The organism is Methanocalculus sp. (assembly GCF_029762515.1).
Taxonomy (GTDB): Archaea; Halobacteriota; Methanomicrobia; order Methanomicrobiales; family Methanocorpusculaceae; genus Methanocalculus.
This window is the reverse complement of the sequence record NZ_JARVGN010000035.1, coordinates 1-9,680: the sequence shown is the minus strand read 5'-3', so window position 1 is coordinate 9,680 and position 9,680 is coordinate 1. Positions and strand designations below refer to the sequence as shown.

Annotated in this window: 6 protein-coding genes; 5 read left to right on the top strand and 1 reads right to left on the bottom strand. The window is 45.9% G+C overall.

Translation table 11 applies throughout. The features are described 5' to 3' along the window. Positions 1–571: 571 nt before the first annotated feature. Positions 572–1,438 (top strand): hypothetical protein, encoded by an 867-nt coding sequence (locus QCH34_RS02200; RefSeq protein WP_300329337.1) that lies wholly within the window; start codon positions 572–574, stop codon positions 1,436–1,438. Here QCH34_RS02200 and QCH34_RS02195 read toward each other — a convergent pair. Continuing rightward, complete coding sequence (locus QCH34_RS02195) at positions 1,435–1,953, bottom strand: hypothetical protein (RefSeq protein ID WP_300329334.1); 519 nt, start codon at positions 1,951–1,953, stop codon at positions 1,435–1,437. The two genes, QCH34_RS02200 and QCH34_RS02195, sit on opposite strands and share 4 nt — an antisense overlap. Before the next feature lie 125 nt (positions 1,954–2,078). Here QCH34_RS02195 and QCH34_RS02190 point away from each other — a divergent pair, with 125 nt between their 5' ends. From QCH34_RS02190 to QCH34_RS02175, 4 genes are all read left to right on the top strand, one after another. Then, on the top strand, positions 2,079–2,693 hold the full coding sequence (locus QCH34_RS02190) for a hypothetical protein (RefSeq protein ID WP_300329331.1): 615 nt from the start codon (positions 2,079–2,081) through the stop codon (positions 2,691–2,693). Between the two features lie 467 nt (positions 2,694–3,160). Beyond that, the gene (locus QCH34_RS02185) at positions 3,161–4,453 is read left to right on the top strand and encodes an RNA-binding domain-containing protein (RefSeq protein WP_300329328.1); all 1,293 of its coding nucleotides are present in this window, start codon (positions 3,161–3,163) and stop codon (positions 4,451–4,453) included. A gap of 267 nt (positions 4,454–4,720) precedes the next feature. Continuing rightward, positions 4,721–7,387 carry a HEAT repeat domain-containing protein gene (locus QCH34_RS02180; protein ID WP_300329325.1) on the top strand — a complete coding sequence of 889 codons (2,667 nt, stop codon included), beginning with the start codon at positions 4,721–4,723 and terminating at the stop codon, positions 7,385–7,387. Between the two features lie 354 nt (positions 7,388–7,741). Then, positions 7,742–9,680: UvrD-helicase domain-containing protein (locus QCH34_RS02175; RefSeq protein WP_300329322.1), on the top strand; the 1,939-nt coding region annotated here is incomplete at its 3' end.

Here is a 9,680-nt window from a genome sequence, read left to right as displayed (position 1 = left end):
AATTTTTAACAATAAAATAGTAATTATAATTCAATAATATTATAAAAATGCGAGATTTTCCTTTCCGACTCTTGAATCCTTACATCGACAAGCCATTTTTTCTCAATTCACCTGATTCCGGGTTTCAGCTTCAATGATTGCGGTTACTAAGCGCATTCCAGTTGAGGATACGTCGCCCGGATTATCTGGTCAGCGACCGCAGGGAGCGGTGCCGCCGAAGGGCGGCAGACCTGATATTCCTGGCGGCGTTAGCACCACATCAGAATATCGCCACCACGTAGAGCACCGAAGCTAGGCAGAGATACGACGTACGAGAGCGTGACTGGTGTTTTAATTGTTATCGGGAACTGATGCTTGATTTAGCGAGTTATCAAGCAGTTAGGCCAAGTAAATGAATATCTTGTGTGTATACAGCTTATTTTGCAACATAATTAGAAGGACGACATTATGCTCAAATTCATCATTTTTGAGAATAAATAATGAGGAAACGGATCGAATCGTTTAAATAAAGAATAAACACATTTTGCAATCAACAAAATTATTATATTTTGTCGCTCTTTAAGCCCTTTAGGTGAGGCGGTTGGTGCATTCAATGGAATCAAATTCAGTATCTTTTATTCACACAGTACTTTCCGCTACAAAAAAAGAGTATGGTGCAGACTGTAAGTATCTTCCTCGCTGGAGACTTGTGAAATTAGTGTGCCTTGCTGCGGACTATCTTGACGACGACTCAATTAATCGAGGGTGGTACAAACATGGCTACTATTCCTTCATTACTGATGAAATATTAAAGCAACTTCCTTTAAGAAAAAATTTAAGGGCAACAAAAATACCAAAAGAACAAGTTGATAAGGAACTTTCAACCAAGATCATTCCATTTTTGAGAACAAATAAAACGAATTTCATTTCAGAACAATCAACATTTCTACATTGGGTTCACTATGAGCTCCCTCCAGAGGAATATAAAGAATTTTACAAATTCAGTGATTTATTTTTAGAATCCTTAAAAAACCTCTCAGATACAAGAATTCAAGTTTCTAAAGAACCTTATAATGATATTGCTGATTTAATCTCATCATATTATCCATTTTTAAAGCATGTCGATACTGATGTATTGGATGTTTTTTCAAATTTCGTGGATTTATTTGAGGATATGCTCTTAACTTCACAAACAAGAAAATTGGCACTAAAAGGGATGAAAAGGATCATCCAAAATATTCAAGAATTTTATTATGAAGACATTTACACTGGATTACCTCCATTTAGACAAACTGTGATCGGGGATGAAAAAGAGGAAGAAATTGGTATATATTCCAAAAACCTTGATAACAAATTAAAAGATGCAATATCGCAAATAGAGGATACTTCAAAGATTTTAAAAGAAAAAAATCTTTCCCCAACAATAAACGATTATAGAAAATTATATTGTGAAAATTAAACGGGAGTCATTTGCAATTGTGAATCACAGGATAGGCAAATATCCGCAGCATTTTTTATTTCATGTTGATTACGAATAATATCATTTCTATCAATAGTAACAAATTGTGGTGTATCTAGCTCGTCTCGATGATAATCCCATAAATACGCATTTGATAACAAATCTGCATCTCGATCTTTCGGATTATCATCTTGCTTATTATTTTCTAAAACTTCACGTATATTTGGAAAAAGACGGTCAAACAGATAATGTTCAATATAATCAACATCACCAATAATATCTAATAAATGAGTCCACATTCTTTGATATTCTCTTTCTTCCCTAGAAACTCCTTCCGTCCGTTTTCGTCTAATATTTTTTAACTCTCTATCCACAACTCTTCGAGTTGAGACAAAGTTATGCGAATCAAAGTCTAAATATTCAAAAAATATTTGTATTCGGGTTCGATGACGATCTCTTTCATCAACCAACCCATAAATCAACCCCGAATCTAAAAAAAAGTCCATTGCTGTCATATTTTAATATGATATTATATATAGTTATCCTTTGAGATTTCTGAATATATCAAATATTAATATATACATAGTTTGCCAGAGTTGGGATTGAACTTAAATCCCATAAGGTTTTGAATAGGAACCGAATGACTTTGAAAAAATGCGATGTCTGCGGTGGAGAGATTAAAGATGATTCAAATTACTGTGTCCATTGCGGCGTAGATCTAAAAGACATTGAAGAAAAAACACCTCCAACAGAACGGGTACCGGTAGAAAAACTATTCGAAGCTTCAGACGAGAAAAAATCCAACAAAGAAATTCCGAGATTCACGCCGTGCCAACTCAAGGCAGTCCCATTTTTCCATGCATTGTTTGCCTATATGCTCCTTTTCAGGGGAGAAGCGCTTCTGACATTTTGTGACTGCGCTGTATGCAATCTCTCTTACAGAGAAATCTATGTTTATTTCGTAAACATTGGCGAAAAACGAAAATTACGCCCAGAAAGCAAGGAAATTGTCAGGCGGGTAAGAGACATCGATATAACTGCAGCACAATTTGATTTTTCAGATATATTTGGGATATTCTCAAAAATTAAGAGTACAAAAGAAGAAAAACAAGTTGAAAGCAAGCATAAACCCACCACCACAAAAAATAGAAAAATTACGATCGAACTCGACACGTCACAATTGGAGGAACAAATCTTTCATGTAATAGCCAGTGAGCGTGGTAAAGAGTTGATCAAACGTGTATTATCAGAATGATGACACTCTTTCCGACATTTTTTAAAAAATTATAGGTGCCATGCCAGCCGCCCGGATTATCTGGTCAGCGACCGCAGGGAGCGGTGCCGCCGAAGGGCGGCAGACCTGATATTCCTGGCGGCGTTCGCACCGTACCAGTACACATCCGCCGAGCAGTCTGCGCCAGCAGTCTGCGAAGGCGGCGTGCACGAGGAGCCGTCACGCAGAGCACCGGAGCGAAGCGGAGATGCGACGCGTGAGGGCGTTGCCGATGACCATCAACCGGGCAAAAACAAGGGAGGTGTTGCGAAGCGAGCGGAGGCCTGCCGCAGCGAGTGAGCAAGCCCGACCGATCGAGAAGAATGACATCGATTTTTCAACCGAGCACCTCCCGCACCATCTTTACTGTTCACTACTGTTCACCCTGAAAATGGAACAGTAACCAACCTACCGTTACATTTTTTTACGACTATGGTGCAACAGTAACCATGGATCTGGAGGAACTCATCTACCTGATACAATCGGGAGAATCCGAAGTCCTTGAGTTCAAAGAATCGGCAGGAAAAAACATCCACCACGAAATTGCCGCCTTTGCAAACTCCGACGGCGGAAAGATACTCGTCGGAGTATCAGATACAGGAAAGATCGTCGGAACCAACGTAAAAGAGGCAATGGAGAGGGTTACCAGTTCGGTTCAGTCAATACTCCCCCCGCCGTCAATAAAAACAGAGAAGCTATCAATCGATGACAAGGACCTTCTTGTGATCAGCGTCGAGAAAGGCTCCTCCCTGTGCTCGATCGGCGGGATTGTCTATATAAGAACGGGCACCGGCGTCAGACCCCTCTCCCTCCAGGAGATTGTCATGCTCTCCTCGGAAATGGGGACCATCAACTGGGATGAGATCCCGATGCTCCCCAGAGACAACGCACGGCCGGATTATATCGACTGGTTCTTTGAGAGGGTGAGAGAGACCAGGGGAAAAACAATCGCAGACGACAACAGGCCCAGATACCTGCGGAGTGCCGGGGCCATAAGAAACGACAAACTCACCAACGCAGGAATATTGTTCTTCACCGACGCCACCGAAACCATCGCCTATGCAAAAATCCGAAAGGTGGGGATGGGCGAAGAAGGCCCCATGTGGAGTGAGGAGTACGAAGGGCCAGTCTGGAAGGTTATTGAGGATGCATATGAGGGCCTGATCCGGGATATCAAAAAGATCGATGTTGTCGTAGGGACACGGCGGATCAGAGTTGAGGAATACCCTCCGCGGGCAATTCGTGAAGCACTGATAAACGCCGTTTGCCACCGGAATTATACCATCAGCGCTGATGTGAAGATCCTCGTCTATCCCGACAGGTTCGAGATAAAAAATCCCGGCGGCCTCATGCCGGGCGTTGACATCCGCGACCCTGAACACATCCCCAGAAACCCGTCATTATCGAATCTTCTGTATGATTCGGGCTACATCGAGCGGTACGGGTTTGGCATCAAGATGATCGAGGAAGAGGTTGCAAACCACCCCCTGTGTTCGGTCGAATTCAAGGCAGCCCCCGCTACATTTACCGTGATATTCAAAAAAGTGGTGTCTGCGTCTCTTGATGATACGGATACGCAAATCCTCAAACTGATCACGGTGCCGATGAAGAGCGGGGACATCGCATCTCGACTGAACGTCTCGAAAAACACGGTCCTCAGGAGAATTGGAAAACTGGAAAAACTTGGTCTTGCCGAGAAGAAGGGTTCGGGCTCCCATGTCTATTATGTGGTAAAAAAGTGAAACGCCAAAGGCCCCGCGGAGCATGCCTGGTCGTAGCCCTGTGACGCAAAGCGGAGGACATAGCCGACTCACCCGGCAGGGGCTGAGATGAAGACACCAGTCCTTGTTGTTCTCGTTAAGGAATTCTACAGAGCCAAATCTTTTACTCTTATATTTCAAAAAATGTCATAGAGAACCTAATATTTACATAAAGATGAAAAATTGAGTTTATTCTCGATATAATAGTTTGATATAATCGCAAATGGGTGGATCCGACGGAGCTCAATAATGAAGCGTTTTTCTGAATACGAACTGGAATACCTCAACCATCCTGAGCGTTTCACGTTCCCCTATTTCAAAACCAACCAACTGGATCCACATTCCGCTCCGGTGGCCCTGAGCCTTGCGGATGAAGAACTCCTCAACCACTACGACAATGAATACAATCTCCGCACCTTTCAGCGGACACTTTTCGTCCCCCAACTGGAAACAGCCGGCGCCGCCTATAGCCAGCTGGAGGAGTATGTCGCAGAGATGTCTGCAGCGGTTCTTTTCGAACACCTGCTGGAGAAACCTGATGCGGCAGATCCAAGGGCCGAATTTTCCACATTCCGTCGGCGCCTCGTGCAGGACCTCCATTCTTATCCTGAGATCCAGAAGATCCAGATCCTCAAAAAAATCGGCATCAAGATTGGTTATTCTCCGTCAGCGATTGATGACGTGTCCCGGCTGTTCTCTGCGGGAAGCTCGCTCTTTGTAATGGAACTCTTCCTCGGCCTGAAACGAGCTGAAGCATGGGAAGCGTTCCTCAATGACTGGCCCGATTCCGATGCCGAGCTGAGGGAAGTGGCTGAGACACCGGAGATTCTCCTCCCCCTGTGGAAGCACCAGATACGCGCCCGTGAGCGGTGGATCAGCGCCGGGGGAAAAGGGATCGTGCAGATGGCAACGGCAACCGGTAAAACCCTCGTGGGCCTGGCATCGGCGTACCATCTCTATTCGGTAATGGGCAGTCTTCGCGTGCTCGTGCTCTGCCATTCGCGGGCAATCCTCAACCAGTGGCGGCGCGAGGTCATCGAGAAGCTTGGGTTCATCGGGGATCCCGATGATGACTACACCCAACCCCTCTCCTTCCAGGGGAAGTTCGTGTTCTCCTTTGCCACGATCCAGAAAGTCCTGCGAGATCCCGACAAGTACTACACCGATCTCCTCATCGTGGATGAAGTGCACCACGGAGCCGGCCTCAAGTTCAGGCAAGCGCTCACCGTCCCCTGCCGCTGGAAGATGGGTCTCTCCGCAACCGTGGAGGGCAGGGAGAGAATCGAGGTCCTGGATCGGTACCTGGGCGGACCGGTATTCACCTATTCGCTCACCGATGCACGGAAGGATGGCATCATCCCCGAGTTCAAGCTGGTCATCCACAAGACATTCCTGGACATTCCCGAAGAGACCGAATTTGCCTCCATCACAGAAAAAACCACCAACCTTCTGGGCTACATCAACGCCACCCAGGAGCAAACAATCCGGAGCCTTTCCAGAAACCGGTTCGATCGGTTCGAACATATCGGGGACTTTGTCCGCCTGATGAAGGATCTCCGCTACCGGAATGACACAATTCCGGAGGAGTGGAGCCACCTGATCGGCCTTGTGAATAAACGGCGCTGGGTGATTCACCGTTCTTCACCGAAGATCGCACACGCCATCGACCTTGCAGAAAAGATGGCCTCCACCCACAAGTGCGTCCTCTTTGCGATGGACATTGCCAGCTGTGAACGGATCGCTGCACGCCTCTCCCGCTCGGTGCCAGCTTTCCTCGTCCATTCGAACCTGAAACCTGAAGTAGTTGCCCACACACTCCAGCGGTTCAGGGCCAGCAAACATGGCGTCCTGATCGCCCCGAAGATGCTGGATGAGGGTATCGATATCCCCGATGCAGAGATCGGCATCAATGTCGCTGCATCAAAGACCGAACTCCAGCTCATCCAGCGCCTGGGGCGTATCCTGAGAAACCGACCGAACAAGCAGCCGGTGTTTCACCATTTCGTGGCGGTCCCCCGGTACTACCTCGTGTCAGAGGATTCGTTTACCTACCAGAACGACCTGGCCTGGATAACGGATGTGGCACTGAAAATGGGCATCCCCATCGAGGAGGTCGTCGATGAATCAGAGGAATTCGCTGCGTTTGAGTGGCTGTCCGAGGGCGCTATCAGCCAGTACTTCTCTGACAATGAATCGCTGACCACCGATGATTTCGGCACAATCAAAATCCAGAACCTCGTCGATGCAATCCACCCGGAGGCCCAGGCAAAGCTCTTCGATCTTCTGGGTAGGATTCTGGATCATCTGACCGATGAAAACTGGGCAGACCTCCTTCGATCCGCATATGGCGAGGAACTGATGCTCGATATTCCTAGCCACCGCTGGCTCCTCATTATTGGAAACAGAGATCCGGATATGATTCGGATCCTGCTGCAACGCTACGGAAATATCACCAGCAACGCAATAACGCCTCATAACATTCCAGGTTCCAGTATAGAATCTCATGAGAGTTCAGCTCCCACATCCCCATCTGATCGTAGTTCAGTGAATATCCCCTTATTCATAAAAATGCTCGAGAATAATCGTTCACAAAGCGATCGTGACCGGGCCATCACCGTGTTAGTCCGTGAAGGGAGTACGGCAGTCGAGCCGCTGATCTGTTTGTTGAGCACCCAGGATCAGGAGGTTAAAAAGCAGGTCGTCGGGGCACTGGGTCGTATAGGTGACCGGAGAGCGGTGGACCCCCTGATCCAATGCCTGCACCATTCTTCCCCGGCTATTCGCCAAAAGGCTGCACAGGCCCTCGGTGATATCGGAGATCCCCGTGCGCGTCTCGCATTGACGATACGGCAGCGGGATCGTAATCCGAAGGTGCAAAAGGCTGTGTTGAAGGCCTTGGAAAAATTGAGGGATTAGGATTCGAGAGTAAATCAAAAGGCCGGAGTTTTGCTTTCACGATGGCACCTGCACAACAATAAAATGCGGCAATTCTCGTCCGATTTCTTCGAGGATGATTTCGGAAAGCACTATAATCAGAAAAATAAACCACAAAATGATTCGATGGATTTTCGGTCAGAAATCATAGAATTTGAAAGACTAAATAAGGAACTTGAAGGCCTCAAGATCCGAAGAAATATCAGCATTCTATTAATTCCAGCACTAATTGGCATTCCGCTATACTTTCATCATCAGCGCAAAATATCCGGGTTCAATAAGATTCTCGAAGAAAGCATTCAAAATCTGCAGAAATCTATCAGCAATGACGTAGAAATGGCAGAAGAAATCCTCGAACAGATTAATCAAAACGATACCTACCTGATATACCAGACGAGGACTGAGATCCAGCATCATTTTAATTCTATTTTAAACGACTATCAGTTCTTATTGACGAAAAAAGGAGTTATTCCAGAAGATTTCAGAAACCAGATCGAAAAATACCAACAACGACTCACCGCAATGAACCAAGAGGTTGGTTCATTCAACGCTTCGTTTATTGAAAAGCGGATGGTCGATTACGTGGATCTATTCAACCAATCATCCTTCCCACTCGACGAGAACCAGAAGAAAGCAGTCATCAAGGACGACAAGCACAACCTGATCGTTGCAGGAGCGGGTTCGGGAAAAACCGAAGTGCTGGTCACCAGAATCGCATATTTAATAAAACGAAAACCAGATATCATCCATCCTGATCGAATACTTGCGCTCGCCTTCCAGAACAAGGCAGCGAAGGAAATGCGGGATCGCTTAAAGGAACGATTTGAAGTGGAGGTAAAAATTAAAACTTTCCATGCCTTGGGAAAAGAAATACTGGACACAGCAAGTCACAATAAAAATACAAATCCGCCAAGACTACTCTTTTCCGGGGACAACTTCAAGAACGACTACCGTGATTTGATCGATAGTATCTACGTGAATCAATTCGATTCACAGGACTTTGTCAGTGCGATCGTCAATTATTTACAATATTTCGGGGACGACGAGATCCAAAAAGAGGAAGCGGATTTTCAGGATAAACAGAGTTTCTATGAGTATATGCAGAGTCTCTCATTCACGGCGTTGAATGGCACCAAGGTAAAGAGTGACGCTGAACGGAGAATTCTGAACTATTTCCTCACCCATTCGATCGATGGCAGCGATATTGAAATAAAATATGAAGAGCCGGCAGAGTGGATGTCCTATACCACTGAATCGGGAAATGAGCGTCTTCCGAGCCCCGATTTCTACCTCCTAAAATATAATGTATATCTGGAACACTGGGGTGTGAACGAAGAGGGGAATGTGCCACCATGGTTTGAAGGAGTTGATCCCTCCCTGGAATATCGCAGGGGCATGGAAGCAAAGAAGCAGAAATTCGCTTCTCAAGAAGAGTATGGCCTCATAGAGACATACCAGTGGGAACTGTGGAAAGAAGACCTTGATGAACTCCTGACAAGAAAACTCCTCGCCAAATTGAAGGAGCGAGATCCAGAATCTGAATTTGAAATATCGCGTCTCCCTTACAATAAAATCCGCGATAAAGTCTGGGAAGACTGCAGAAAATCAGTAAACAGACTGAGCGGACACATTGCCGATTTTATCGTCATCGCAAAGACCTACAACCTGTCCCCGGAAGACATCGAACGAAGACTGAAAGAAGAACGCTGGTCGTTGAAACAGAAATCGTTCGGTAATGTTGCCGTCATTATCTACAAGGCATACCAGAACCATTTGCACTCGAAGAATTGCATCGATTTTGCTGATATGATCAACCTGGCTGTGGATGCACTCAAAGAAAACCCCGATCTCCTGCATGATGCATACGATCACATCCTCGTGGATGAATACCAGGATATCAGCGCCCAGAGATATCACATCATCAGAGCCCTGATGGATAAAAACCCCGATTGCAAACTCTTTTGCGTCGGTGATGACTGGCAGAGCATCTTTGGATTTGCTGGATCAGATGTGGACTATTTCGTCAAATTCGGGGATTTTTTCGATCATCCGGAACGGACCGATCTCGCTATCAACTACCGAAGCACCGCACTGATCGTCGAGACTGGCGCTCAGATCATAAAGTTTAACGAAGGCGTGCAACTGAAAAAGGATACAATCGCAGTCAATCAAACCGGGGAGAAACCAAGTGTCGTCGTACTCACAACGCCATACAATTATCCATACTACCAGCAGATGGCGCACCACTGTGTTGATTCCATCGAAAAACTCCTGA

Excerpts from the sequence above, each read along its gene's own strand:
- QCH34_RS02195 (WP_300329334.1), bottom strand. The coding sequence starts at position 1,953 with ATGACAGCAATGGACTTTTTTTTAGATTCGGGGTTGATTTATGGGTTG.
- QCH34_RS02180 (WP_300329325.1), top strand. The coding sequence starts at position 4,721 with ATGAAGCGTTTTTCTGAATACGAACTGGAATACCTCAACCATCCTGAG.
- QCH34_RS02185 (WP_300329328.1), top strand. The coding sequence starts at position 3,161 with ATGGATCTGGAGGAACTCATCTACCTGATACAATCGGGAGAATCCGAA.
- QCH34_RS02190 (WP_300329331.1), top strand. The coding sequence starts at position 2,079 with ATGACTTTGAAAAAATGCGATGTCTGCGGTGGAGAGATTAAAGATGAT.